The organism is Streptomyces capillispiralis, from assembly GCF_007829875.1.
In the GTDB taxonomy this organism is placed as follows: Bacteria; Actinomycetota; Actinomycetes; order Streptomycetales; family Streptomycetaceae; genus Streptomyces; species Streptomyces capillispiralis.
Map to the genome: position 1 here is coordinate 2,594,783 of NZ_VIWV01000001.1, position 24,956 is coordinate 2,619,738.

At 72.2% G+C, this 24,956-nt stretch carries 24 protein-coding genes; 13 read left to right on the forward strand and 11 right to left on the reverse strand.

The annotated features are described in order from the left end of the window. Positions 1–182: 182 nt before the first annotated feature. Together FHX78_RS10485 and FHX78_RS10495 are read right to left on the reverse strand one after the other, a co-directional pair. Complete coding sequence (locus FHX78_RS10485) at positions 183–827, reverse strand: DUF6230 family protein (protein WP_145867176.1); 645 nt, start codon at positions 825–827, stop codon at positions 183–185. A gap of 656 nt (positions 828–1,483) precedes the next feature. Continuing rightward, positions 1,484–2,461, reverse strand: coding sequence for a tetratricopeptide repeat protein (locus tag FHX78_RS10495; protein WP_145867177.1), 978 nt, complete (start codon positions 2,459–2,461; stop codon positions 1,484–1,486). A 233-nt stretch (positions 2,462–2,694) separates the two neighbouring features. Between FHX78_RS10495 and FHX78_RS10500 the strand changes: the two genes are divergently transcribed. From FHX78_RS10500 to FHX78_RS10520, 5 genes are all read left to right on the forward strand, one after another. Continuing rightward, a complete protein-coding gene (locus tag FHX78_RS10500; protein ID WP_145867178.1) occupies positions 2,695–3,336 on the forward strand; it encodes a TetR/AcrR family transcriptional regulator in 642 nt (213 codons plus the stop codon). A gap of 107 nt (positions 3,337–3,443) precedes the next feature. Continuing rightward, positions 3,444–4,256, forward strand: coding sequence for an SAM-dependent methyltransferase (locus FHX78_RS10505; RefSeq protein WP_145867179.1), 813 nt, complete (start codon positions 3,444–3,446; stop codon positions 4,254–4,256). 60 nt (positions 4,257–4,316) lie between these two features. After that, on the forward strand, positions 4,317–5,222 hold the full coding sequence (locus FHX78_RS10510; protein WP_145867180.1) for a LysR family transcriptional regulator: 906 nt from the start codon (positions 4,317–4,319) through the stop codon (positions 5,220–5,222). Positions 5,223–5,347: 125 nt separating this feature from the next. After that, complete coding sequence (locus FHX78_RS10515; protein ID WP_145867181.1) at positions 5,348–5,938, forward strand: cysteine dioxygenase family protein; 591 nt, start codon at positions 5,348–5,350, stop codon at positions 5,936–5,938. Beyond that, entirely contained in the window at positions 5,938–6,975 is a 1,038-nt protein-coding gene (locus tag FHX78_RS10520) for a YeiH family protein (protein WP_145867182.1), read from the forward strand. The genes FHX78_RS10515 and FHX78_RS10520 overlap by 1 nt, the downstream gene beginning before the upstream one ends. Positions 6,976–7,024: 49 nt before the next feature. Here the strand turns inward: FHX78_RS10520 and icmA are convergent, their stop codons facing one another. Further along, positions 7,025–8,725: a coenzyme B12-dependent isobutyryl-CoA mutase large subunit gene (gene icmA / locus FHX78_RS10525; RefSeq protein WP_145867183.1), complete on the reverse strand. Its 1,701-nt coding sequence runs from the start codon at positions 8,723–8,725 to the stop codon at positions 7,025–7,027. Positions 8,726–8,804: 79 nt separating this feature from the next. Next, the gene (locus FHX78_RS10530) at positions 8,805–9,137 is read right to left on the reverse strand and encodes a DUF3817 domain-containing protein (RefSeq protein WP_167531734.1); all 333 of its coding nucleotides are present in this window, start codon (positions 9,135–9,137) and stop codon (positions 8,805–8,807) included. 421 nt (positions 9,138–9,558) lie between these two features. Here FHX78_RS10530 and FHX78_RS10535 point away from each other — a divergent pair, with 421 nt between their 5' ends. Beyond that, positions 9,559–10,473 (forward strand): YceI family protein, encoded by a 915-nt coding sequence (locus FHX78_RS10535; RefSeq protein WP_145867184.1) that lies wholly within the window; start codon positions 9,559–9,561, stop codon positions 10,471–10,473. 42 nt (positions 10,474–10,515) lie between these two features. Here the strand turns inward: FHX78_RS10535 and FHX78_RS10540 are convergent, their stop codons facing one another. From FHX78_RS10540 to FHX78_RS10550, 3 genes are all read right to left on the reverse strand, one after another. Next, positions 10,516–11,025, reverse strand: coding sequence for a MarR family winged helix-turn-helix transcriptional regulator (locus tag FHX78_RS10540; protein WP_145867185.1), 510 nt, complete (start codon positions 11,023–11,025; stop codon positions 10,516–10,518). 61 nt (positions 11,026–11,086) lie between these two features. Beyond that, positions 11,087–11,389 carry an MTH1187 family thiamine-binding protein gene (locus FHX78_RS10545; protein ID WP_145867186.1) on the reverse strand — a complete coding sequence of 101 codons (303 nt, stop codon included), beginning with the start codon at positions 11,387–11,389 and terminating at the stop codon, positions 11,087–11,089. After that, entirely contained in the window at positions 11,386–11,730 is a 345-nt protein-coding gene (locus FHX78_RS10550) for a DUF3817 domain-containing protein (protein WP_145867187.1), read from the reverse strand. The genes FHX78_RS10545 and FHX78_RS10550 overlap by 4 nt, the downstream gene beginning before the upstream one ends. 245 nt (positions 11,731–11,975) lie before the next feature. Here FHX78_RS10550 and FHX78_RS10555 point away from each other — a divergent pair, with 245 nt between their 5' ends. From FHX78_RS10555 to FHX78_RS10570, 4 genes are all read left to right on the forward strand, one after another. Continuing rightward, the gene (locus tag FHX78_RS10555; RefSeq protein ID WP_145871838.1) at positions 11,976–12,608 is read left to right on the forward strand and encodes an AIM24 family protein; all 633 of its coding nucleotides are present in this window, start codon (positions 11,976–11,978) and stop codon (positions 12,606–12,608) included. Between the two features lies 1 nt (position 12,609). Beyond that, the gene (locus FHX78_RS10560) at positions 12,610–13,260 is read left to right on the forward strand and encodes an AIM24 family protein (RefSeq protein ID WP_145867188.1); all 651 of its coding nucleotides are present in this window, start codon (positions 12,610–12,612) and stop codon (positions 13,258–13,260) included. Further along, positions 13,257–14,054, forward strand: a complete 798-nt coding sequence (locus tag FHX78_RS10565; RefSeq protein ID WP_145867189.1) for an AIM24 family protein — start codon at positions 13,257–13,259, stop codon at positions 14,052–14,054. Before FHX78_RS10560 ends, FHX78_RS10565 begins: the two co-directional genes overlap by 4 nt. 97 nt (positions 14,055–14,151) lie before the next feature. Further along, positions 14,152–14,628 (forward strand): MarR family winged helix-turn-helix transcriptional regulator, encoded by a 477-nt coding sequence (locus FHX78_RS10570; protein WP_145867190.1) that lies wholly within the window; start codon positions 14,152–14,154, stop codon positions 14,626–14,628. Between the two features lie 42 nt (positions 14,629–14,670). Here FHX78_RS10570 and FHX78_RS10575 read toward each other — a convergent pair whose 3' ends face one another. Both FHX78_RS10575 and FHX78_RS10580 read right to left on the reverse strand, forming a co-directional pair. Further along, a complete protein-coding gene (locus FHX78_RS10575) occupies positions 14,671–16,146 on the reverse strand; it encodes a sensor histidine kinase (RefSeq protein ID WP_145867191.1) in 1,476 nt (491 codons plus the stop codon). Next, on the reverse strand, positions 16,143–16,808 hold the full coding sequence (locus FHX78_RS10580) for a response regulator transcription factor (protein WP_145867192.1): 666 nt from the start codon (positions 16,806–16,808) through the stop codon (positions 16,143–16,145). Before FHX78_RS10580 ends, FHX78_RS10575 begins: the two co-directional genes overlap by 4 nt. 116 nt (positions 16,809–16,924) lie before the next feature. Between FHX78_RS10580 and FHX78_RS10585 the strand changes: the two genes are divergently transcribed. Continuing rightward, positions 16,925–17,674: a PepSY domain-containing protein gene (locus FHX78_RS10585; protein WP_145867193.1), complete on the forward strand. Its 750-nt coding sequence runs from the start codon at positions 16,925–16,927 to the stop codon at positions 17,672–17,674. Between the two features lie 169 nt (positions 17,675–17,843). Here FHX78_RS10585 and meaB read toward each other — a convergent pair whose 3' ends face one another. Together meaB and FHX78_RS10595 are read right to left on the reverse strand one after the other, a co-directional pair. Further along, the gene (meaB, locus tag FHX78_RS10590) at positions 17,844–18,815 is read right to left on the reverse strand and encodes a methylmalonyl Co-A mutase-associated GTPase MeaB (protein ID WP_145867194.1); all 972 of its coding nucleotides are present in this window, start codon (positions 18,813–18,815) and stop codon (positions 17,844–17,846) included. A gap of 41 nt (positions 18,816–18,856) precedes the next feature. Next, positions 18,857–20,080, reverse strand: a complete 1,224-nt coding sequence (locus FHX78_RS10595) for an acetyl-CoA C-acetyltransferase (protein WP_145867195.1) — start codon at positions 20,078–20,080, stop codon at positions 18,857–18,859. Positions 20,081–20,227: 147 nt separating this feature from the next. Here FHX78_RS10595 and mce point away from each other — a divergent pair, with 147 nt between their 5' ends. After that, a complete protein-coding gene (gene mce / locus FHX78_RS10600; protein WP_145867196.1) occupies positions 20,228–20,668 on the forward strand; it encodes a methylmalonyl-CoA epimerase in 441 nt (146 codons plus the stop codon). 228 nt (positions 20,669–20,896) lie between these two features. Continuing rightward, positions 20,897–24,778: a polarized growth protein Scy gene (gene scy, locus FHX78_RS10605; protein ID WP_145867197.1), complete on the forward strand. Its 3,882-nt coding sequence runs from the start codon at positions 20,897–20,899 to the stop codon at positions 24,776–24,778. Positions 24,779–24,956: the final 178 nt, after the last annotated feature.

A 24,956-nucleotide genomic window follows, 5' to 3' on the forward strand; every position in this document is an offset into this window, starting at 1 on the left:
AGCTCCCTGGGTCCGGTGGAAGTACGTACCGGCTCGGCCGTTGGCGTGGAGAAGCCGGAAGTCTGAGTCTGTGGGGGTGGCCCGGCACGCGGACCGCCGGGACGGCGGGGCGGGAAAGCGATGGCTTCCCCGCCCCCCCGGGGCAGCTCAGCTGCCCCGGGACGCCCCGGTGACAAAGGCCGTCAGTAGCACTCCATCTCGGAGTCCGTACCGAGACGCATCGACAGGCCGTTCAGCGTGAACGTGCCGGCCGTGGTCGCCCACGCCGTCTGCTCGACGCCGTAGAGGTCGGCCGTCTGCGCCTGCTGGGCGAAGCCGCCCGGCAGCACGCTCTCGCCCTCCTTGACGGCGGGACCGCGGGTCTTGTCCTGAACCGCGACACCGATGTCGATGTTCGTGAACTTCGCGTCGGCCTTGAGCTGGGCGACGTCGATGTACAGGTTCTCGGCCGTGACCGGCTTCTTCGGGTCGTTGCCCGCTTCGAGGCGGAGGTAGACGGTCTTCCCTATGAGAGGGATCTTCGTCGCCACCGACTGGCACATCTTGTCGATCCGCGCCGTCTCGAAGGACGAGATGGCGACCGGGACCGGCGTCTTCTCCTTGCCCTCGGTCGACTTGTAAACGGTGTCGATACCGCCGTACTGGGCGAAACCCACACCGTGCAGATGACCTGCCGTCACCTTGAACTGCTGGCCGGAGACGCTGAACGAGGCCGCGAGCGCACCCTGCGCCAGACCGACACCCACCGCCGCCGTGGCGAGCACGCTGGGCACCATGACCACAGCGAACCGCTTCCATCTGGTCCCGCCACGCACCTGGGACTCCATATTTCCTCCTTCTCGGACGTACATCTCCTGTCCCGACTCGCCGCCGTACCGGCGGCCGCAGGCGGGCAGGGATGGGAGAAGTGCTACGTCCTCGGAAAGGAGAGCGCCCGCGCTCGGCGGCGCTTGCGACGCACCCGATCACCGGCGATCACCCCCGAGCGACAACCACTGGTCGCGCCTGACACGCATCACGCACAACCCTGCTGGACAGGCTTCGCCGGGTGGGCGAAGACCCCCCTGTCCAAGAACCGGCGCCGCTTGCCGCCGGTTCTGCTCGGTGGGGACCCAGGAGTTCCCGCGGCCCGACCGGCTGTCGGGGAACGGGAATGGACCGAGCGTCGCCGATCGTGGTGCATTCTCGCCGCACGCACAAGGGGGTTCGTTACTCGCTAGTAACGAAGGGATAACCGAACAACGACCCGCCGGTCCCACCCGGCGACGCTGGGTGCACCGCGAGGGGCGTACAAAACCATGGATCGCCGGACAGAATCCGACAGACCGGCGATGGCGACTTACTCGCAGTAACAGCGGCCGCGATTACCAAGTTTTGGCAAAGCGCGGCCGCACCGGCCTCTCGGGGCCGACCCGGCACCTCGGGCCCCAGGGGCCCGGCCGGCCGATGAACCGGCCGGAACCGGGCATCACTCCCGGACCACTCAGAACAGGGCCCGCGCCAGCGCCCGACGGGCGGCGATCACGCGCGGATCGTCGGCGCCGACCACCTCGAACAGCTCCAGCAGCCGCACCCGTGCGGCGTCGCGGTCGTCGCCCGCGGTGCGCGCCACCGTGTCGATGAGCCGCCCGAAGGCGTCCTCGACATGACCGCCCACCAGGTCCAGGTCGGCGGCGGCGATCTGCGCGCCGGCGTCACCCGGCTTCTCGGCGGCCTCCTCGCGCACCTGCTGCGGGTCCAGGCCCTGCACCCGCTGGAGCAGTTCGGCCTGGGCGAGCCCCAGCGCGGCCTCGGGGTTGCCCGGGTCGTCGGCGAGCACGTTCTTGTACGCCTGGACCGCACCGGCGAGGTCACCGGAGTCCAGCGCCCGTACGGCGGCCTCCAGCAGGGCGTCGTACGGGCCCGCGGCCTCGGCCGGAGCCGTCCGGGCGGCGCCGCCCGGCTCGGCGTCGGGGTCGACGGCGAGACCGGTCAGGCCGAAGCGCTGCTCGCCGACCTCCACCAGCTGGTCGAAGGTCTGGCGGATCTGCGCCTCGCCCGCGGCCCCCTGGAAGAGCGGCAGGGCCTGCCCGGCCACCACCGCGAAGACGGCCGGGATCCCCTGGATCCCGAACTGCTGCATCAGCATCTGGTTGGCGTCGACATCGATCTTGGCGAGGAGGATCCGCCCGTTGTACTCGACGGTGAGCCGCTCCAGCAGGGGGCTCAGCTGCTTGCAGGGCTCGCACCACTCGGCCCAGAAGTCGATGACGACCGGGACCTCGGTGGACCGCTGCAGGACATCGCGCTCGAAGCCGGCCTCGTCGACGTCGATGACGAGATCGGCCGGGGAGATCGCGCCCCCGCCGCCCTGCCGGGCCGCTTCCGCGCGCGCCTGCTCCGCCTTCGCCTTGGCCTCCTGGGCCGCCTTCACCGCGGCGAGGTCGACGACTCCGCTCATGGACATGTTCCGTGGCTGCATGCGTCTATCCTCCCCCGTACTGCGCGCGTGTGTGAAAACGCCCGGGAAAGCCAGGCGTACGTGTGCTGTTGGGCGCCGGGTCCCCACCCCACGCCGGTGGTCGTCGCTCGGGCACGCCGGTCACGCGTGCTTTCGCTACGCGTCGTAGCGTAATACCGTGCGGGCCGCGCCGGACAGGGCCTCCCGGTGATCTCCCTCACGACCGCACGGATCCCGCCGGTTATGGTCGTGGCATGCAGAGCCGCACCCCAGCCAGTCGCGCCGGGCGCCCGCGCAGTGCCGCCGCGGACGCCGCGATCCTGGCCGCGACGCGGGAGGCCCTGGTCGAACTGGGCTGGTCCAGGCTCACCCTGGGGGACGTGGCGATGCGCGCCGGGGTGGCGAAGACCACCCTCTACCGGCGCTGGGCGGGCAAGAACGAACTGGTCGTGGACGCGGTCGCGGAACTCTTCGACGAGCTGACCCTGCCCGACCGCGGCTCACTGGCCGCCGACATCGAGGGCGTGGTACTCCAGTTCGCGGCGATCCTGGCCCGCCCGGAGGCCAGGAGCGGGCTGATGGCGGTGGTCGCCGAGGCCACCCGTGACGACGCGCTGCGCGAGCGCATCCGCGCCTCGATCGTCGAACGGCAGAAACGGCTCGTTCTCGCGGGTCGGGCGCGGGCGCAGGCCCGGGGCGAGCTGCCGCCCGAGCCGGACACCCGGGAGGCCGCCCGCACGGTCGACCTGATCTTCGACATGGTGGCCGGCGCGGTGGTCCACCGCACCCTGGTCAGCGCGGAACCGGCGGACGAGGAGTGGGTGCACGGGTTCACCCGGGTCCTGCTGTCGGGCCTCGCCGCCGCGCCGTACCGGGGTGACCGAGAAGCGCCCTGAACCGCCCGCCGCCACCGGGCAGTTGCTTGCCGCCGCCGGGGCGCCCTGCCAGGATCGCGATCATCCCCACCGGGACGCACGCGACGTCGAGCAGCAGGAAGGCGCCCATGACCGGGACCGAGCCCGTCACCGCACCCATCGACACCTCCAGGCCGCACCCGGCCCGGGTCTACGACTGGTTCCTCGGCGGCAAGGACAACTACCCGGTGGACGAGGAGCTGGGCCGGCAGATCATGGGCGTCGACGGCACGGCCCGGCACGTCGCCCGCACCAACCGCTGGTTCATGCAGCGCGTCACCCGGTGGCTGGCCGCGCGGGCAGGTGTCCGCCAGTACCTGGACATCGGCACCGGCATCCCCACCGAACCCAATCTGCACCAGATCGCCCAGCGCATCGCGCCGGAGTCCCGCGTCGTCTACACGGACAACGACCCCATCGTGCTGAAGCACGCGGAGGCGCTGCTGCGCAGCACCCTCGAAGGAGTCACCGCCTACGTCCAGGCCGATGTGTGCGACCCCGGCCGCATCCTGGAACGGGCCCGCGAGAGCCTGGACTTCACCCGGCCGGTGGCGCTGTCCCTGGTGGCGCTGACGCACTTCCTCGGCGACGAGGACGACCCGTACGCCCTGGTGGCCGCGCTCGTCGACGCCCTGCCCTCCGGCAGTCACCTCGTCCTGTCGCAGCTCACCGCCGACTTCGACCCCGAGGCGGTGGCGCGCGGCGTCGCGATGTACGCGGCGGGCGGTGTCACCCTCGCGCCGCGCGGCCGCGCGGAGATCGCCCGCTTCTTCGAGGGGCTGGAGTTCGTGGAGCCCGGGCTGGTGCAGCTGACCGACTGGCACCCCGAGCTGGCCGTCGACGAGACCGTCGACGAGAACGCCGTGATCTCGCTGTACGGGGCGGTGGCCCGCAAGCCGTGAGCCGCACCGCCCCCTCGCGCGGGCGGCGGCGTCCCCCCAAAAGCTGCTTATGATGCCCCGGTGTTCGATTCCCGGCACATCAAGACGTTCCACGAGGTGGTCAGGACCGGCTCCTACTCGGCCGCCGCCCGTGCCCTCGGTTACACCCAGCCGGCGATCACCCAGCAGATGAAGGCCCTGGAGCGGGAGACCGGCTCCGCCCTGTTCGTCCGGGTGGGCCGCGGACTGCGTCTCACCGAGGCCGGCGAGGCGCTGGCCCGGCACACCTCGGCCATCCTCGACGCCATGTCCAGCGCGCGGGAACAGATGAACGCCCTCACCCGGCTGCGCGCCGGACGCGTCCGGCTGTGCGCCTTCCCCAGCGCCAACTCCACGCTCGTCCCCGAGACGCTGGCCGGGCTGACCGCCGACCACCCCGCGCTCCGCGTCGACCTGCTGGAGAACGAGCCGCCCGAGTCGCTGCGGCGGCTGATCCGGGGCGAGTGCGACATCGCGCTGGCGTTCACCTACCCCGGGCTGCACGAACAGGTGCCGGAGGGGCTGGTGGAGGTACCGCTGCTGGAGGACCAGCTGACCGTGCTGCTGCCGGCCGGGCACCCGCTGGCCCGCCGGCGGGCGGTCCGGCTGACCGATCTCGCGGGCGAGCGCTGGATCGCCGGCTGTCCGCGCTGCCGGGCGAACCTGCTGCACGAGTGCGCGGAGGAGGGGTTCGTGCCCGACATCGCGTTCATGACCGACGACAACCTCGCCGTGCAGAGCCTGGTCGCGGAGGGGCTGGGCGTCGCCATGCTCCCCTCGCTCGTCCTGAACTTCATGCGCCACCCGAAGGTGGCCGGTCGTCCGCTCCGTCCGATCTCCCGGCGCAAGATCTCGGCCTACGTGCTGCCCGAGCACCTGCGCATCCCGGCGACGGCGCGCGTCCTCGACCAGCTCAGGTCCGTCGCCGCCCGCAAGGACGGCTGCTGAGCGCGCCGGGCTCCGGGCCGATGGACCGCGCGGTGCCGCGCGGTCGCCCATCCATAAGCACCGCTTGGGGAAGGCGAAGAAACTGTCGTTGGACGTAATGCGTCCGCCCGTTCGACCCTCCCGGTATGCCTCCCGCTGCCAGTGCCCCGAGTCCCCCGGGCGCCTTCACGGCCCCGCGCCCCACCGCACGCCTCGCCGCCCTGATCGCGGACATCAGGGGAACCGTCGGACGCGGACTGCCACCGGATCCGACGGCCCACCTCGTCGGGGAGTGCCTGGCCCCGCACCTGGGCGCCCCCGACCTGCTCACCCCGGAGCAGCGCGCGAGCGACCCGGCGCGCTACCGGCAGCACCTGCTGCACGCCGAACACGACGGCAGTTTCTCCCTCGTCGCGCTCGTCTGGCTGCCGGGCCAGGGCACCTCGGTGCACGACCACATCGCCTGGTGCACCACCGGCGTCCACCAGGGCCGGGAGCGGGAGCGCCGGTACAGGCTCCTGCCGGCCGCCGTCCCGGACGGCACCGCCCGGCTCGTCGCCACCGCCGACGTGGTGAACGCGACGGGCGAGGTCTGCGGTTTCGCGCCGCCGGGCGACATCCACCGGGTGTGGAACGACGGGCCGGGCACCGCGATATCCCTGCACGTCTACGGCGCCGACCTCTCCCGCTTCGGCACCAGCGTCCGCCGGGTGTACCCGCTGCCGGCGGACCGCTGATGGCGCTGCTGCGGGAACGGGCCGCCGCCACGCCCCCGGCCGGCCGTCCGGCCGCGGCCCGCCGCCACGGGCTGGCCCTCGCCCTGCTCGGTGTCGCCCTCGCCTGGTGCGCGCACCGGGCCCTGCCGGGTGTGCCGATGCTCACCGCCGCCGTCGTGCTCGGCGTGGCGGCCGCCCATCTGCCCCGGCTGCGGACCGTCGTACGGACCACCGCGCGGCCGGGGCTGTCGTACGCGGGCAGGCGGCTGATGCGGGCCGGGATCGTGCTGCTCGGGCTGCGGCTCGCCTTCGACGACGTCCGCGCCCTGGGCTGGGCCACCGTCCTCATGGTGATCGGCGTCGTGACGGTCACCCTGCTCGGCACCTGGTGGCTGGGCCGGCGGCTGGGGCTGCCCGGGGACCAGCCGCTGCTGATCGCCGCCGGGTACGCGGTGTGCGGGGCGTCGGCGATCGGCGCGGTGGGCGAGGCGCGGGGCAGCGACGAGCGGGACACGGCCGCCTCGGTGGCGTTGGTCACCCTCTGCGGCACGCTCGCCATCGCCGTACTGCCGCTGCTCCAGGGCGTGCTCGGGCTGGGCGACGCCGCGTTCGGGCGGTGGGTCGGCGCGAGCGTGCACGACGTCGGACAGGTGGTCGCCACCGCGCAGACCGCGGGCGGGACGGCGCTCGGCGAGGCGGTGCTGGTGAAGCTGATGCGGGTGGCGCTGCTCGCGCCGATCGTGGCGGCGGTGGCGCTGGGTGTCCGGCGCGGGCGGGGGCGTGCGCCGGGCGCGGCCCGGGTGCCGCTCGTCCCGCTCTTCGTCGTCGGCTTCCTGGCCGCCGTGGCCCTGCGCAGCACGGGTCTGCTGCCCGCGGCGGCGCTGGACACGGCCGGTGTCGCGCAGGAACTGCTGCTGGCCGCCGCCCTGTTCGGGCTCGGCAGCGCGGTCGACCTGCCCGCCCTGACCCGCACGGGCGTCCGGGTCGCCGCGCTTGGCCTGTGCGCCTGGGTGGTCGTGGCCGGACTGTCGTACGCCGGGGTGCTGCTGGTGTCGTGAGGGTGTGCGCGGGCGGTGGCTCGCACCGCCCGCGCACCGGCCCCGGGGCTCAGAAGCCGGCGGGCTCCGTGTAGACGCCCCACTCGTCGCGCAGGACGCCGCAGATCTCGCCGAGGGTCGCCTCCGCGCGGACGGCGTCGAGCATCGGCTCGATCATGTTGGCGCCGGAGCGGGCCGCGGCGACCATGGCGTCGAGCGCGCCGCGCACCGTCGCGTCGTCGCGGGCGGCCTTGCGCTCGCCGAGGAGCCGTACCTGCTCGCGCTCCACCTCGTGGCTGACGCGCAGGATCTCCAGGTCGCCGGTGACGGACCCGGTGTGCACGTTGACGCCGACGACCCGCTTGTCGCCCTTCTCCAGCGCCTGCTGGTAGCGGAACGCCGACTCGGCGATCTCGCCGGTGAACCAGCCGTCCTCGATGCCGCGCAGGATGCCGGAGGTGATCGGCCCGATCGGGTGCTGCCCGTCCGGGTGGGCGCGCAGGCCCCGCTCCTTGATCTGCTCGAAGATCTTCTCCGCGTCGGCCTCGATGCGGTCGGTGAGCTGCTCGACGTACCAGGAACCGCCCAGCGGGTCGGCGACGTTGGCGACGCCGGTCTCCTCCATCAGCACCTGCTGGGTGCGCAGGGCGATCTCGGCGGCCTGCTCGCTGGGCAGGGCGAGGGTCTCGTCCAGGGCGTTGGTGTGGAGGGAGTTCGTGCCGCCGAGCACCGCCGCCAGCGCCTCGACGGCCGTACGGACGACGTTGTTGTACGGCTGCTGGGCGGTGAGCGAGACACCGGCGGTCTGGGTGTGGAAGCGCAGCCACTGCGCCTTCTCGCTCCTGGCGCCGTAGACGTCGCGCATCCAGCGGGCCCAGATGCGGCGGGCGGCGCGGAACTTGGCGATCTCCTCGAAGAAGTCGACGTGCGCGTCGAAGAAGAAGGACAGGCCGGGCGCGAAGACGTCCACGTCCAGGCCGCGCGACAGCCCCAGCTCCACGTACCCGAAGCCGTCCGCGAGCGTGTACGCCAGCTCCTGCGCGGCCGTCGCCCCGGCCTCGCGGATGTGGTAGCCGGAGACCGAGAGCGGCTTGTAGGCGGGGATGCCGGCCGCGCAGTGCTCCATCAGGTCGCCGATCAGGCGCAGATGGGGCTCGGGCTGGAAGAGCCACTCCTTCTGCGCGATGTACTCCTTGAAGATGTCCGTCTGGAGCGTGCCGTTGAGCACGGCCGGGTCGACGCCCTGGCGTTCGGCGGCGACGAGGTACATGCAGAAGACGGGCACGGCGGGCCCGCTGATCGTCATCGACGTGGTCACGTCGCCGAGCGGGATGTCCCGGAACAGGACCTCCATGTCGGCCGCCGAGTCGATCGCCACCCCGCAGTGGCCGACCTCGCCCAGGGAGCGCGGGTCGTCGGAGTCGCGGCCCATGAGCGTCGGCATGTCGAAGGCGACGGACAGGCCGCCCCCGCCGTTGCCGAGGATCATCTTGTAGCGCTCGTTGGTCTGCTCGGCGTTGCCGAACCCGGCGAACTGCCGGATGGTCCACGTACGCCCCCGGTAGCCGGTGGGATACAGCCCGCGGGTGAAGGGGTACTCCCCCGGCCAGCCGATCCGCTCGAACCCGTCGTAGGTGTCCCCGGGCCGTGGTCCGTACACCGGCTCCACGGGATCGCCGGAGAGCGTGGTGAAGTCTGCGTCGCGCGTGCGCGCGGCGTCGTACCGGGCCTGCCAGCGTCGGCGGCCCTCCTCGATGGCGTCAGCGTCCATACCCTCGAATTTACTTGGACGTCCTAGTAAATGTCGATGGCTGACCGCCGCACGCTGCTCCGTACGGCGGTGGGGCGGGTTAGGCGACCGCGGGGGCCTTGCCCTCGACGCTGCCCTCCAGCTCGCGGCTGATCCTGCGCTCCACGAAGAACGCGGCGGTGGGGACCGTCCCGGCGAGCAGCACCCACAGCTGCTTCTTGACCGGCCACTTCGCCTTGGAGCCGAGGTCGAAGGCGAAGATCAGGTAGACGACGTAGAGCCAGCCGTGGGCGATGCTGACCACCTGCGTGAAGTCGGCCGCGCCGCCCATGTCCAGCACGTACTTGCCGATCATGCCGAACGTCAGGGCGACGAGGAGGACACCGGTGACGTAGGCCATGATCCGGTAGCGGGTCAGCACGCTTCGCTTCATGGAGTCGAGCGTAACGGGCCGTTCCGGGAGATCTTGCGAGGGGTCGCCCCCTCGGCGGAGCCCCGGCTCCCGGGACACCCGAGGCGATGTGTGCGGGGAACGTGTGCACTGTGCACCGAAACCGCGAGTGCCGCGTGAACACCGCGGGACCTTCTCCGTCATTTGCCGGAGCATCATCGCAAAGGTATGACACCACACATCACCACATCACCCCCCATAAGACCTCCTCCTCCACGGCCCGCCCGACACGCCGGGCGCCCGCACCGGTGCCCGGAGCAGCCACTCTCCCCTTCCGATGGTTTTAAGATCAACAACAGGCCGCCCCTACGCACCGACGGCCAGTCCCCCGTCCTCTTGGCAGCCGCGAACGCCGTGCGCGGTACGGACCGGGCGGAAGCACGCGTGAAGAAAGGTGAACACCATGGTCCTCGGACTGCTGCGACGCCTGCGCCCGTACGGCGCCTCCGACGCCGCGCCGGGCCTCTCCGTCCCCCTGCCGCCCGGCGCGGGGGCGTTCGGCTGCGAGGCCGTCGACCTCCTGGGGCAGCCGCTGGGCTCGGTCGAGGTCACGGTGACCGCGCTGGACAGCCACCGCGTCGCGGCCCGCGGCACCACCGACCCGTACGGCTACTACATGGCCGTGCTGCCCCCGGGCAGGTACAGCGTGATGCTGACGGCGGACGGCCTGGCCCCCGCCCGCGAGACGGTCGAGATAGCCGCCGGGGTGGCTCCCGCCCCCGCACGCGTCACCCTGGAGCCCGGGCGCCGGCTGGAGCTGCCGCCCGCCGGCACCTGGGTGTTCGACCCCCCGCACACCGCGATCCGGTTCATCGCCAAGCACGTGGGCATGGCGCACGTCCACGGCCGGTTCACACGGTTCGACGGCGGCATCCGCGTCGCGGAGGACATGAGCGACTCCCAGGTCTCCGTGCGCATCGACGCCTCCAGCATCACCACGGGCAACCAGACCCGCGACAACCACCTGCGGTCGGCCGACTTCCTCGACGTCGAGAACTACCCGTACATCGACTTCACCAGCACCCGGTTCGCCTACCACGGCGGCTCCAAGTGGACCGTGCACGGCACCCTCACGATGCACGGCACCAGCCGCTCGGTGGGCCTCGACACCGAGTACCTCGGCACCGTGAACGGCGGCTACGAGCAGGAGCTGCGCTGCGCCGCCCTCGCCAGGACCGAACTGCACCGCGAGGACTTCACCCTCAACTGGCGTTCCATGCTCGCCCGCGGCATCGCCGTCGTCGGGCCGACGGTCCAGCTGGCCCTCGACGTCCAGGCCATGTACCGCACCCACGACACACCGACCCCGCCGCACTAGGACCAGGGCCTGGGCGCGGGGGCGGGGGCGGGGCGGCGGGCCTCAGTCCTCCGCGAAGTCCCCCGCCGCGATCCGCAGCGGGCGGAGCATCGCGAAGAGCTCGGCGCACTCCTCGGCGTCGTAGGCGCCCAGGCCGAAGTCCATCGCCATCAGGTCGCGGGTGGCGGCCTCGACCACCTCGCGGCCCCGGTCGGTGATGGTCGCGAGGGTGCCGCGGCCGTCGTTGGGGTTGGGGCGTTTGGCCACCAGACCCGATCTCACCAGCCGGTCCACGGTGTTCGTCACCGACGTGGGGTGCACCATGAGCCGTTCGCCGATCTTGGACATCGGCAGTTCACCGGACTTGGAGAAGGTCAGCAGCACCAGCGCCTCGTACCGCGCGAACGTGAGCCCGTAGGGCTTGACCACCGCGTCGACCTCGGCCAGCAGGATCTGGTGCGCGCGCATGATCGAGGTGATCGCGGCCATCGACGGCACGTTTCCCCAGCGCTGCTTCCAGAGCTCGTCGGCGCGGGCGATGGGATCGAACGAGAGACTGAGGGGCTTCGGCACGGACCAGACCCTACCGGCCGGTCATATGTCGGTCAGCCCCGTCTCGCCCCTCGGTCCGCGGTCATCCGTCGTGCTGCGCCAGGTGGCGTTCGACCGTCTCCACCTTGGACGTGAGGCCGTCCGCCACACCCGGGCGGATGTCCGCCTTGAGGACCAGGGAGACGCGCGGGGCGCGGGCCTCCACGGCGGCCACGGCGCGCCTGACCACGTCCATCACCTCGTCCCACTCTCCCTCGACGGAGGTGAACATGGCGTCGGTGCGGTTCGGCAGCCCGGACTCGCGGACCACCCGCACGGCGTCGGCGACGTACTCCCCCACGTCCTCGCCGACGCCCAGCGGCGTCACGGAGAAGGCGACGATCATGCCTTCACGGCCCCTTCGGCGCGTGCGCGGGAGGCGATCACCGCGTCCTCGGCCTCGCGCTTGAGCCGGCGGTCGGCGAAGAAGCCGCCGGTGGGCAGCACCGACATCAGGAAGTAGAAGGCGGCGGTCTTCAGCGGCCACTTGGCGCGGTTCCAGGCGTCGGCCCAGAAGAGCACGTAGACGACGAAGAGGAAGCCGTGGATCGCGCCCATCACCGGTACGGCGTTGAACTCCGTGGTCCGCTTCAGGACCGAGCAGACGAGCAGCAGGAGGAACGAGATCGCCTCGGGGCCCGAGACCAGGCGCAGGCGGCGGAGGGCGGTGGCGGTCTTGATGTCCACGGGTCACCTTCGATGGGAGAGACGTCGGCGTCGACGGGTCGGACGGCTTGCGCCGTACGGCTTGTGAACACACGCACAAGCGCGGGTCCATTGTGGCAAACCCGGTTCACGGCCACGGGAGGGGGTCCGCGGAGTCCGCACGTCCCCGGGCACCACGGAGCCCCTGAGGGTGCGGTCGGGGTGCGACTCCCCCCACAGGATCTGTCGGCGGGGGCAAAGAGGCCGCTACCGTCGCAAGCGTGGCGATGTTCCGACTTCAGAGCAGCAAGGTGCTCGCCGTCGACATGACCGGGGATGCCGTGAAGGCGAAGAACGGCTCCATGGTCGCGTACGACGGCGAGATGGCCTTCAAGAAGCTCAGCGGCGGCGGTGAGGGCATCCGGGGGATGGTGACCCGGCGGCTCACGGGTGAGCAGATGACACTGATGGAGGTGAAGGGGCACGGGACCTGCTGGTTCGCGGACCGGGCGTCCGAGATCAATCTGGTGGCTCTCCAGGGGGACAAGCTCTACGTGGAGTCCAGCAACCTGCTGGCGACCGACGGCGCGCTGCGCACCGGGACCGATTTCACGGGTCTGCGCGGGGCCTCGCAGGGCAACGGGCTGTTCACGACCACCGTCGAGGGACACGGCCAGGCGGCCCTCATGTCCGACGGGCCGGCGGTGCTGCTGCGGGTCAGCCCGCAGTACCCGCTGACGGTCGACCCCGGCGCCTACGTGGCCCACCAGGGGAACCTGCGGCAGTCCTTCCAGTCCGGTGTGACCTTCCGCACGCTGCTCGGCGAGGGCGGCGGCGAGGCCTTCCAGATCCGCTTCGAGGGCGACGGACTGGTCTATGTGCAGCCCAGTGAGCGGAACACGATCGCGGGGGACGTCTGACATGGCCTTCCGGGAGATCAACGCGAAGATGGTCGAGGCGACCGTGGCGCCGGGGCAGCGGCTGTTCAGCCAGCGGGGCGCGATGCTCGCGTACCGGGGCGAGGTGAGCTTCACACCGAACATGGCGGGCGGGCGCGGCGGGCTGATGTCGATGATCGGCCGGCGGGTGGCCGACGAGGACACGCCCCTGATGACCGTCGAGGGCAGCGGCACCGTGCTGTTCGGGCACGGCGGCCACCAGGTGCAGGTGATCGAGCTCGCCGGGGACACGCTGTACGTCGAGGCCGACCGGCTGCTGGCCTTCGAGGGCACGCTGGAGCAGGGCACGGTCTTCCTCGGCGCCCAGGGCGGGGTGATGGGCATGGTGCGGGGCCAGGTCTCGGGCCAGGGGCTGTTCACGACGTCGCTGAAGGGGCACGGCTCGGTCGCCGTGATGGCGCACGGCGGGGTGATCGAGATCCCGATCACCCCGCAGCGGCCGGTGCACGTCGACCCGCAGGCCTACGTCGCCCACCACGGCGACGTGCGCAACAAGCTGTCCACCGCCCTCGGCTGGCGGGACATGGTGGGCCGCGGCTCCGGCGAGGCGTTCCAGCTGGAGCTGAGCGGCAGCGGTGCCGTGTACGTGCAGGCCTCGGAGGAGAAGCTGTGAGCACCTACGGAACGGGCTCCGGGCCCACGGTCTTCGACCCGGCGACGCTGCCGTCCGACGACAGCGTCGACCACTACACCTTCTGCGTGGAGCTCAAGGGCACCCAGTGGTTCATGCAGAAGGGGAAGATGATCGCCTACTACGGCTCGATCGAGTTCAACGGCATCGGGCACGGCCGACTCGACCGACTTGTCCGTACCGCTTTTCATTCGCCTCTGCACGCGAGCGACTGGGTCGTGGCGGAGGGCTCGGGCAAGATGCTCCTCGCCGACCGGGCCTTCGACGTGAATTCCTACGACCTCGACGACGGCAACCTGACCATTCGCTCGGGCAACCTCCTCGCTTTTCAGCCAAGTCTGTCGCTCAAGCAGTCGATCGTGCCCGGTTTTCTGACGCTGATCGGAACCGGGAAGTTCGTCGCCGCGTCGAACGGTCCGGTGGTGTTCATGGAGCCCCCCGTCCGGGTGGACCCGCAGGCGCTGGTCGGATGGGCGGACTGCCCCTCTCCGTGCCATCACTACGACCACGGCTACATGACCGGCGTGATGGGCGGTCTACGTGCGCTGACGGGCCTGGGCGGGGCGTCCGGGGAGGAGCACCAGTTCGAGTTCGTCGGCGCCGGCACGGTGCTGCTCCAGTCCTCGGAGGCGCTGATGGCGGAGCAGGCCACGGGGGTCACTCCGGGGGAACCCGGGGTACCCGGAGGCGGTGCGTCGGGCGGGCACGGTCAGCCGTCCGGCGCACCGCGTCTTCCCGGACAGCTGGGAGACCTCCAGCGTCGCTTCGGGCTGTGAGCGGTAATGTGCGGGGTGTGACATCGAACGCCTGCCCGTGATGTCACACGGAAGCCTCATTAGTTCGCCTTTCAACTTCCTTAGGTAGACTTCATTCATGGAGACCGAGACGGCCACCCGCTGGCTGACCAATGCGGAGCAGTGCGCCTGGCGCACCCACCTGGAGGTCAACAGGCTGTTGACGTACCAGCTCGAGAAGGATCTGCAGCCGTTCGGCCTGACGATGAACGACTACGAGATCCTGGTGAACCTGTCCGAGTCGGAGGACCGCCGGATGCGGATGAGCGACCTCGCCTCCGCCACCCTGCAGTCCAAGAGCCGCCTCTCGCACCAGATCACCCGCATGGAGAACGCGGGCCTGGTCCGGCGGGAGAACTGCGAGTCCGACCGGCGCGGGCTGTACGCCGTCCTCACCGAGCACGGCATGGAGACCATGCACAAGGTCGCGCCCCATCATGTGGCGTCCGTCCGCCGGCACTTCATCGACCTGCTCTCCCCCGAGGCACTCACCGAGCTCGACAAGGCCCTCAAGCCCATCGCCGAGCACCTGCGCGGGCAGCGGGGACGCCACTGAGGCGTCCCGGCAGGGGCACCGGCCGGTCCGACGGGACACCGGTCAGTCCGGCCGGGCGAGCGGCAGGCGGAGTTCGAACAGGGCTCCGCCGGCCGGCGCCGCACCCGCCGTGAGCGTCCCGCCGTGCCGTACGGCGACGTCCCTCGCGATCGCCAGGCCCAGCCCGGCGCCGCCGTCGTCGCGGCTGCGGGCGGCGTCCAGCCGGACGAACCGCTCGAAGATCCGCTCCCGGTCGGCCTCGGCCACCCCGTCGCCGTCGTCGGCCACCCCGAGCACCGCCCAGGTGCCCTCCCGCCGCACGGTCACGGTGACCCGCTCGCGGGCGTGCCGCCGGGCGTTGTCCAGCAGGTTGGCGAGCACCCGTCCGAGCTGCCCCCGCGACCCGCTCACCTCGGCCGGCTCCGCGTCCACCGTCACACCGGTACGACCCGCCGCCTCCTCGCGCGCCAGCGCGGCCAGGTCGACCGGGGCGTCGGCGGGGCGCTCGCCCGCGTCCAGCCGGGCGAGCAGCAGCAGGTCGGCGGCGAGGTGCTGGAGGCGCACGGTGTCCTCGACGGCGCCGTCCAGGTCCAGCAGTTCGGGATGGGCGGCGGCCACCTCCAGCTGGGTGCGCAGGGACGCGATCGGGCTGCGCAGTTCGTGCGAGGCGTCGGCGACGAACCGCCGCTGCCGCTCCACGGACGTCTCCAGCGCGGCGAGCGTCTCGTTGGTGGTGCGGGCGAGGCGGGCGATCTCGTCGTGCGTGGCCGGTTCGGGGACGCGGCGGGCCAGGTCCTCGGAGGCGGTGATCGCCGCCATCTCGCGCCGGATGCCCTCCACCGGGCGCAGCGCACGCCCGGTGACCAGCCAGGTCACCCCGGCGACCACGCCCAGCAGCAGGGGCAGGCCGATGAGCATCGCGGTCAGCGAGGTGTCCACGGCACTGTGCTCGGCGGCGAGCGGCGCGCCCGCGTGGACGGTGAGGCGGCCCCGGTCGTGGGTCTCGACCTCCACGGCGGCGAAGCGGTAGTCCTCCGCGTCGCCGTCGATCGTCGCGGAGCCGTTGCTGAAGGTGGTCTCGCGGGCGATCTCGCCGGGGGCGAGGGACTCCCCGGAGCCGCCGAAGTCGTCCGAGTCGCCGCCCTCCTCGGAGTCGTCGCCGTCATCGCCGTCGTCGGAGTCGTCGGAGTCGTCGTCCCCGCGGGCCGGGGCGGACGACCGCGGCGTCACCTCGGTGGTCGCCGTGCCGGTGATCTTCCGCAGGTCCTCACTCGCCGCGACGAGCCGGCCGTCCTCGTCGACGATCTGCACCGGGCCGCCGTCGCCGTCCAGCCCCGACAGCTTGTCGTACGGCGTCCGGACGGCGAGTTCGGCGGCGACCGCCCGCGCGGAGCGCTCCGCCTGGGTGCCCGCCTCACCGATCAGGTTGGAGCGCAGCGACAGCAGGACGGCGGTGCCGGCCGCGACGAGCGCCACGGCGACCACGAGGGTGGCGCCGAGCGTCGCCCGCGAGCGGACGGAACCGAACAGCCGGCTCACGGCGCCGTCTCCAGCCGGTACCCGGCGCCGCGCACCGTACGGATCAGCCCGGCGCGCAGTTTGCGGCGCAGGGCGCTGACGTAGACCTCGACGATGTTCGGGTCGCCCTCGTAGGCGAAGTCCCAGACGTGCTCCAGGATCTCGGCCTTGGACACCACCTCGCCGGCCCGCAGCACCAGCTGCTCCAGCACCGAGAACTCCTTGGCGGTCAGCGCCACTTCGGCGTCGCCCAGGAACACCCGGCGGGCGGCGGTGTCCACCTTCAGGTCGCCGTGCACATGCACCGGGGAGGCCCCGGCGCCCTGGCGGCGGCGCAGCAGCGCCTTGATCCTTGCGACCAGGACGACGTACGAGAACGGCTTGGTGAGGTAGTCGTCGGCGCCCGTGTCCAGGCCCTCCGCCTCGTCGTACTCGCCGTCCTTGGCGGTGAGCATCAGGATCGGCACGTCGTGTCCCGCGGCGCGCAGGGCGGCGCAGACCCGGTAGCCGTTCATGCCGGGCAGCATGATGTCGAGGATCAGGAGGTCGTACGTCCCCTCCGTGGCCCGGTGCAGGCCCTCCCGGCCGTCGTGGACGACGTCCACGGCGTAGCCCTCGGCGGTGAGGCCCTTGGCGAGCGACAGGGCCAGCCGCTTCTCGTCCTCCACGATCAACAGGCGCATGCCGTCAAGGGTCGCAAAGCCAAGCTGAAGATCCCTTCAGGGGGCTTCAGGTTCTCCTCAGCGTCGGTCGGCGAGATTGAAGGCGTCGAAAACGAAGCGGCTCGGGAGGAACCAGCATGAAGCGCAACATCGTGATCGCCGTCGTGACGGCCGCGGCCCTCGTCGGCGGGGGTACGGCGACGGCCCTCGCGGTCTCGGGGGACAGCGGCGCATCGACGCCGGTGGCGCAGACGGAGAGCCGGGTGGGGGACGACGACGGGCGGGACGACGACGGTGACGACCGGGACGACCGGGACGACCGGAGCGACGTGCGGGGTGACGACCGTGACGACCGTGACGACGTGCGGGACGACCGGGACGACGCCGCCGCCGTCTCCGGGGGTGTGAGCGCCGCCGACGCCATCGCCGCCGCGCTGAAGCACACGCCGGGAACGGCCGTCTCCGCCGATCTGGACGACGACGGTGACGACGCGGACGACGGTGACGACGCGGACGACAGCGGTGGCCGGGCGGCCTGGGAGGTCGACATCCTCGGCGGCGGCGACACCTGGTACAGCGTGCGGGTCGACCCGGCGACCGGGAAGGTGCTGGGCGCGCACAAGGACGACGAGGACGACGCCGGCGAGGTGCGGGCCGCGCTGAAGGGGACGTCGGTGACGGCCGAGGAGGCCGCGGAGCTGGTGGCCGCCAAGGGCAGGGTGGTCTCGATAGACCTGGACGACGACGAGCGTGGCTGGGAGGCGGAGACGGTCGCCTCCGGCGGCGGGGAGAAGGACTGGCGCGTGGGGCTGGACGGCGCGGGTGTCAGTGCGGAGCGGGGTGACGACTCGGACGGCTCCGACGACTCCGACGACTCCGACGACTGATCGGACGGGTGTGGTCGGTGGGGCGGTGGGGGGTTTTCGCCCCCGCCGCCCCTTCCCGTCCCGTCCCCGGGGGCTGCCGCCCCCGGACCCCCGCTTCGGCCCGAAACGGGCCTCGTCCTCAAACGCCGGACGGGCTGCTTTGGCTCAGCCGCCTTTACGGGCGGGGGTCTCAGCCGCCCGACGGGCTGGACGACGTCAGGCCCGTCACCAGTTCGTCCGCCGCGCGGTACGGGTCCAGTTCGCCGGCGATGATGCGTTCCGCGAGGGCGTCGAGGCGGCGGTCGCCGTGGAGGTCGCCGATGCGTTCGCGCAGGGCCGTGACCGCGATGGTCTCGACCTCGCGGGAGGCGCGGGACAGCCGGCGCTCGGTGAGGACGCCGTGCTCCTCCATCCAGGCCCGGTGCTTCTCCAGAGCCTCGACGACCTCGTCGACGCCCTCCGCGCGCGCGGCGACCGTCTTCACGATCGGCGGGCGCCAGTCGCCGGGGGCGCGGGACTCGCCGAGGCCCAGCATGTGGTTCAGCTCGCGGGCGGTGGCGTCGGCGCCGTCACGGTCCGCCTTGTTGACGACGTAGACGTCGCCGATCTCCAGGATTCCGGCCTTGGCCGCCTGGATGCCGTCGCCCATGCCGGGGGCCAGCAGCACCACGGAGGTGTCGGCCTGGGAGGCGATCTCCACCTCCGACTGGCCCACGCCCACCGTCTCGACGAGGACCACGTCGCAGCCCGCCGCGTCCAGTACGCGGATCGCCTGCGGGGCGGCCCAGGCGAGGCCGCCCAGGTGGCCGCGGGTCGCCATGGAGCGGATGTAGACGCCCGGGTCGGAGGCGTGCTCCGACATCCGGACGCGGTCGCCGAGCAGGGCGCCGCCCGAGAAGGGCGAGGACGGGTCGACGGCCAGGACGCCGACCCGTTTGCCCTGCTTGCGGTAGGCACTCACCAGCGCCGAGGTGGACGTCGACTTGCCGACGCCCGGGGAGCCGGTGAGGCCGACCACGTACGCGTTGCCGGTCAGCGGCGCCAGGGCCGCCATGACCTCCCTGAGCTGCGGGGACGCCCCCTCCACCAGGGAGATCAGCCGGGCCACGGCCCGCGGCCTGCCCTCTCTGGCCTGGGCCACCAGAGTGGAGACGTCCTGCATCACAGCTCCGTTCGCGTAAGGGAAGACAGCAAGAAACCGGGTCAGGCCCCGGGTACCCGCACGATCAGCGCGTCACCCTGGCCGCCGCCGCCGCACAGCGCCGCCGCGCCGACGCCGCCGCCGCGCCGCTTCAGCTCCAGCGCCAGGTGCAGCACCAGCCGGGCGCCGGACATGCCGATCGGGTGGCCCAGGGCGATGGCCCCACCATGGACGTTCACCTTTTCGGTGGAAACGCCGAGGTCCTTCATTGACTGCACGGCAACCGCGGCGAAGGCCTCGTTGATCTCGATGAGGTCGAGGTCGGACACCTCCAGCCCCTCCTTCTTCAGGGCGTGCCGGATCGCGTTGGAGGGCTGCGACTGGAGGGAGTTGTCGGGACCTGCCACGTTGCCGTGGGCACCGATCTCCGCGATCCACTCCAGGCCCAGCTCCTGCGCCTTGGCCTTGCTCATCACGACCACGGCCGCCGCACCGTCCGAGATCTGCGAGGAGGAGCCGGCCGTGATGGTGCCGTCCTTGGAGAAGGCGGGGCGCAGCCTGCCGAGGGACTCGACGGTGGTGTCGCCGCGGATGCCCTCGTCCTGGCTGAAGAGCACCGGGTCGCCCTTGCGCTGCGGGATCTCGACCGGGGTGATCTCGGCCTCGTAGATGCCGTTCTTCTGCGCGGCGGCGGCCCGCTGGTGGGACAGGGCGGCGATCTCGTCCTGCTCCTGGCGGCCGATGCCGAGGCGGCTGTTGTGCTTCTCGGTGGACTCGCCCATGGCGATGTTCTCGAAGGAGTCGGTCAGACCGTCGTGCGCCATGGCGTCGAGCATCTGGACCGCGCCGTACTTGAAGCCCTCGCGGGACTTCGGCAGCAGGTGCGGGGCGTTGGTCATGGACTCCTGGCCGCCGGCGACGACCACGTCGAACTCGCCGGCCCGGATCAGCTGGTCGGCCAGCGCGATGGCGTCGAGGCCGGAGAGGCACACCTTGTTGATCGTCAGCGCCGGGACGTTCATCGGGATGCCGGCCTTCACGGCCGCCTGGCGCGCCGGGATCTGCCCCGCCCCGGCCTGGAGCACCTGCCCCATGATCACGTACTGGACCTGGTCGCCACCGATCCCCGCACGGTCGAGGGCGGCCTTGATCGCGAAGCCGCCGAGGTCGGCTCCGGAGAAGGACTTCAGAGAACCGAGCAACCGCCCCATGGGGGTGCGGGCGCCCGCGACGATGACGGACGTCGTGCCGTTCGTTGCGGAAGATGCAGAAGATGCAGATGACATGAGCTGCGGTCCCCTTCCGGCTGCACTGCCGAGGAGTGAACGAGGGTTTACTTCGAATGTACTGAGGCGCGGTCCGCGCCGTCATCGGCCTTTCGGTGTGATCGCGCGCACGTTGCGTAACCACCCCCCGCGCGCTGCACTGAGTCCATGCTGACGCGAATCGACCACATCGGGATCGCCTGTTTCGACCTGGACAGGACCGTGGAGTTCTACCGGGCCACCTACGGCTTCGAGGTGTTCCACTCCGAGGTCAACGAGGAGCAGGGCGTGCGCGAGGCCATGCTCAAGATCAACGAAACCTCCGACGGCGGCGCCTCCTACCTGCAACTGCTCGAACCGACCCGCGAGGACTCCGCCGTGGGCAAGTGGCTCGCGAAGAACGGCGAGGGCGTCCACCACATCGCCTTCGGCACGGCGGACGTGGACGCGGACGCGGCCGAGATCGGCGGCAAGGGCGTCCGCGTGCTGTACGAAGAGCCCCGGCGCGGCTCCATGGGGTCACGAATCACCTTCCTGCACCCCAAGGACTGCCATGGCGTTCTGACAGAACTGGTCACTTCGGCGCCTGTTGAGTCGTCCGAGCACTGACCCACGTACATAGGGGCCGGTAGGGTTGGGTCCGGTCGCCGCTCGATCCGTGGTGACCGCGTCCCGTCGCATGGTCGGCGGGATCACCGGGGTCCGGGTTTCGGGGGGCGAGCGCGGGGCGGCAGCCCATGCTCCGCCGTTGATCTGACACCATTCCCCGGGGGCCCCGTTCGGCGGATGAACGGGGCTCGGCCAGACTTGCGACCAGGGGACGGATGGGACCGCGCAGTGCGGGGCTACGAGAGCCAGGAGCGAGAGCCGGCGGCTGACGTCGACCACCTCTCTCGGTTCGAAGCCGAGATGAAGCGGCTGAAGACCGAGCGGGAAAAGGCGATCCAGCACGCCGAGGACCTCGGCTACCAGGTCGAGGTGCTGCGCGCCAAGCTGCACGAGGCGCGGCGCACCATCATGTCCCGGCCCGCCTTCGACGGCGGTGACCTCGGCTATCAGGCCGAGCAGTTGCTGCGCAACGCCCAGATGCAGGCCGACCAGCTGCGCGCGGACGCCGAGCGGGAGCTGAGCCAGGCCCGCGCGCAGACCCAGCGGATCCTCCAGGAGCACGCGGAGCAGGCGGCGCGGCTCCAGGCGGAGCTGCACCAGGAGGCCGTGACGCGGCGCCAGCAGCTCGACCAGGAGCTGGCGGAGCGCCGGCAGACCGTCGAGTCGCACGTCAACGAGAACGTGGCGTGGGCGGAGCAGCTGCGCGCCCGTACCGAGCAGCAGGCCCGCCGGCTCCTGGAGGAGTCCCGCGCGGAGACCGAGCAGGCCATGGCCGCCGCCCGCGCGGAGGCCGAGCGGCTGACCTCCGAGGCCCGCCAGCGGCTGCAGAGCGAGGCCGAGGCGGCCCGCGCGGAGGCCGAGCAGATCCTGCGCCGGGCCCGCGCGGACGCCGAGCGGCTGCTGAACGCCGCCTCCACACAGGCGCAGGAGGCCACCGACCACGCCGAGCAGCTGCGGACCTCCACCGCCAGCGAGTCGGAGTCGGCGCGCCGTCAGGCGCAGGAGCTGAGCCGGGCCGCCGAGCAGCGCATGACGGAGGCCGAGACGGCGCTGCGCGAGGCGCGTGCCGAGGCGGAGAAGGTGCTCGCCGAGGCGAAGGAGGCCGCGTCCAAGGCGCTGGCCTCCGCCGAGTCCGCCAACGAGACCCGTACGCGCACGGCCAAGGAGCAGGTCGCCCGGCTGGTCGAGGAGGCCACGAAGGAGGCCGAGCAGACCAAGTCCGAGGCGGAGCAGCTGGTCGCCGACGCCCGCGCGGAGGCCGAGAAGATCGTCGCCGAGGCCGCCGAGAAGGCCCGCACGATCACCGCCGAGGAGTCCGCGACGCAGCTGTCCAAGGCGGCCAAGACCGCCGAGGACGTGCTCAACAAGGCGTCGGAGGAGGCGAAGCGGACCACCAGGGCGGCGGCCGAGGAGGCCGAGCGGATCCGCGGCGAGGCCGAGGCCGAGGCGGACCGGCTGCGCGCCGAGGCGCACGACATCGCCGAGCAGCTCAAGGGCGCGGCGAAGGACGACACCAAGGAGTACCGCGCCAAGACGGTCGAGCTGCAGGAGGAGGCCCGCCGGCTGCGCGGCGAGGCCGAGCAGCTGCGCTCCGACGCGGTCGCCGAGGGCGAGAGGATCCGCGCGGAGGCCCGCAAGGAGGCCGTGGCGCAGATCGAGGAGGCGGCGAAGTCCGCCGAGGAGCTGCTCGCCAAGGCGAAGGCGGACGCGGACGAACTGCGCTCCACCGCGCAGGCCGACAGCGAGAAGGTCCGCACCGAGGCCATCGAGCGCGCCACGACGCTGCGCCGGCAGGCCGAGGAGACGCTGGAGCGCACCCGCAAGGAGGCCGAGCGGCACCGCGCGGAGGTCGTCGAGCAGTCCGACGCGCTCAAGGCGGACGCCGAGCGGGCCGCGCGCGAGCTGCGCGAGGAGACCGAGCGGGCGGTCGAGGCGCGCCGCACGGAGGCCGCCGCGGAGCTGTCGCGGCTGCACGCGGACGCCGAGGAGCGGCTCGCCGCCGCCGAGCAGGCGCTGAGCGACGCGCGCGAGGAGGCCGCCCGGATCCGCCGGGAGGCGTCGGAGGAGACCGAGCGGCTGCGCACCGAGGCCGCCGAGCGGATCCGCGCGCTCCAGCAGCAGGCGGAGGCGGAGGCGGAGCGGCTGCGTGACGAGGCCGCCGCCGACGCGTCCGCGTCCCGCGCGGAGGGCGAGTCCGTCGCCGTACGGCTGCGGTCGGAGGCCGCCGCCGAGGCGGAGCGGCTGAAGTCGGAGGCGCAGGACAGCGCCGACCGGATGCGGGCCGAGGCGCAGGCCGCCGCCGAGCGGATCTCCGCGGAGGCGTCGGAGACGCTGGCCGCCGCGCAGGAGGAGGCGGCCCGGCGCCGCCGGGAGGCCGAGGAACTGCTCGGTGCCGCCCGGGAGGAGGCCGACCAGGAGCGCCGGCGGGCCCGCGAGCAGAGCGAGGAGCTGCTGGCCTCGGCGCGCACCCGCGTGGAGGAGGCGCAGGCGGAGGCCGTGCGCCTGGTCGAGGAGGCGGACCGGCGCGCCACCGAGATGGTGTCGGCCGCCGAGCAGCACGCGACGCAGGTACGGGAGTCCGTCGCGGGGCTGCACGAGCAGGCCCAGGAGGAGATCGCCGGGCTGCGCAGCGCCGCCGAGCACGCGGCGGAGCGCACGCGCCACGAGGCCGAGCAGGAGGCGGACCGGGTCCGCGCCGACGCCTACGCGGAGCGGGAGCGGGCGAGTGAGGACGCCTCACGGCTGCGGCGGGAGGCGCGGGAGGAGACCGAGGCCGCCAAGGCGCTGGCCGAGCGCACCGTGTCCGAGGCGATCAGCGAGGCCGAGCGGATCCGCACGGACGTGTCCGAGCACGCCCAGCGGGTGCGCACGGAGGCCTCGGACGCCATCGCGGAGGCCGAGCAGGCGGCGGCGCGCACCCGGGCGGACGCCCGCGAGGACGCCAACCGGATCCGTTCGGACGCGGCGACGCAGGCGGACACCCTCATCACCGAGGCGCGCAACGAGGCCGAGCGGCTGACCTCCGAGACCATCACGGACACCGACCGGCTGCGCACGGAGACCGTGGCCGAGGCCGAGCGGGTGCGCGCGGAGTCGGTCGCCAAGGCGGAGAAGCTGATCGCGGACGCCACCGGCGACGCGGAGCGGCTGCGCGCCGAGGCCGCGGAGACGGTGGGGTCGGCGCAGCAGCACGCGGAGCGCATCCGCGGCGAGGCCCGGCGGGTCAAGACCGACGCGGAGTCGGAGGCCGAGCGGCTGGTGTCGGCCGCGCGCGAGGAGGCCGAGCGGACGCTGGACGCGGCCCGCAAGGAGGCCAACAAGCGGCGCTCCGAGGCGGCCGAGCAGGTCGACACGCTCATCACGGAGACCACCGCCGAGGCGGACAAGCTGCTCACCGAGGCGCAGCAGCAGGCGCTGAAGACGACGGCGGAGGCGGAGTCGCAGGCGGACACCATGGTCGGCGTCGCGCGCAGCGAGGCCGAGCGGATCGTCTCCGAGGCGACCGTCGAGGGCAACACCCGGGTGGAGAAGGCCCGTACGGACGCGGACGAGCTGCTGGTCGGCGCGCGCCGGGACGCGACGCAGATCCGCGAGCGCGCGGAGGAGCTGCGCGAGCGCATCACCAGTGAGATCGAGGAGTTGCACGAGCGGGCCCGCCGTGAGGCGGCGGAGACGATGAAGTCCACGGGCGACCGCTGCGACGCGCTCATCAAGGCCGCCGAGGACCAGCTCGCCAAGGCGGAGGCGAAGGCGAAGGAGATCGTCTCCGAGGCCAACTCCGAGGCGGGCAAGGTGCGTATCGCCGCCGTGAAGAAGGCCGAGGGTCTGCTCAAGGAGGCGGAGCAGAAGAAGGCCACGCTCGTCAAGGAGGCCGAGGAGCTGAAGGCCGAGGCGGTCCGCGAGGCGCGGCGCACGGTCGAGGAGGGCAAGCGCGAGCTGGAGGTGCTGGTGCGGCGCCGCGAGGACATCAACACCGAGATCTCCCGCGTGCAGGACGTGCTGGAGGCGCTGGAGTCCTTCGAGGCTCCCGCCGGCGGCAAGGACAACGGGGTCAAGGCGGGAGCCACGGCAGGAGCCACCCGTACGAGTGGCAAGTCATCGGATAGCTAGCAAAGCGGACGAAATTCCTTGATGCTGGAGGGCTTTGACCAAGGGTTTGGCAAGCCCTGGGACGGTTAGCCACTCAAAAGGGGTGTCATTCTCCGTATCAAACGTGCATCCGCTCGATGACACAGCGCTTCGACCCCTAGGATTCCACCTATCACCTCACCGGTCTCATTCGACAGGA